The sequence below is a fragment of the Stenotrophomonas sp. YIM B06876 genome, from assembly GCF_030711595.1.
Lineage (GTDB): Bacteria > Pseudomonadota > Gammaproteobacteria > Xanthomonadales > Xanthomonadaceae > Stenotrophomonas.
Genome location: NZ_JAUJUJ010000451.1, coordinates 1 through 649 on the forward strand (window position 1 = coordinate 1; position 649 = coordinate 649).

Below are 649 nucleotides of genomic sequence, written 5' to 3' on the forward strand. Positions count from 1 at the left end.
GAGCGCGGGGTGGCGAAGGTGCCAGCCGCCCAGATTCGCGCCGAAATCGCCGCCATGGAAAAGGCCATGGTCAGCAAGCACAAGGAAGGCGGCGGCCAGGTCGTCGAGACCACGCCCGAACTCCGGGCAGCCTGGAAGAAGCCGATGCCCGGCTACTACAAGGAGCTGATCAAGGAGCTGGGCCCCAATGGGCAGAAGTTGTTCGCCACCATGGAAGCGGGCAAAAAGGCCTGCAGCCAATGAACCAGCGGGTGCGCGGGGCCGCCGCCGGCCCGGCCCGTGCATCCGCCTTCAGGAACAGGCCCATGGCCACTGGATACGCCCCATGAACTTCATACCCCTTCGATCCGACACCGTGACCCAGGGCCGCATGGCCGTCGGCGCCCGGGCGCTGTGGCGCGNCATGGAAGCGGGCAAAAAGGCCTGCAGCCAATGAACCAGCGGGTGCGCGGGGCCGCCGCCGGCCCGGCCCGTGCATCCGCCTTCAGGAACAGGCCCATGGCCACTGGATACGCCCCATGAACTTCATACCCCTTCGATCCGACACCGTGACCCAGGGCCGCATGGCCGTCGGCGCCCGGGCGCTGTGGCGCGCCACCGGCGTGGCCGAGGGCGACTTCGGCAAGCCGATCGTCGCCATCGCCAACTC

General features: G+C 68.7%; 1 protein-coding gene. It reads left to right on the top strand.

Annotation, left to right across the window (positions count from 1 at the left end; translation table 11 throughout):
- On the top strand, positions 1 to 243 hold a 243-nt coding region (locus QZH66_RS17885), incomplete at its 5' end, for a hypothetical protein (protein ID WP_305807155.1).
- Positions 244 to 649: the final 406 nt, after the last annotated feature.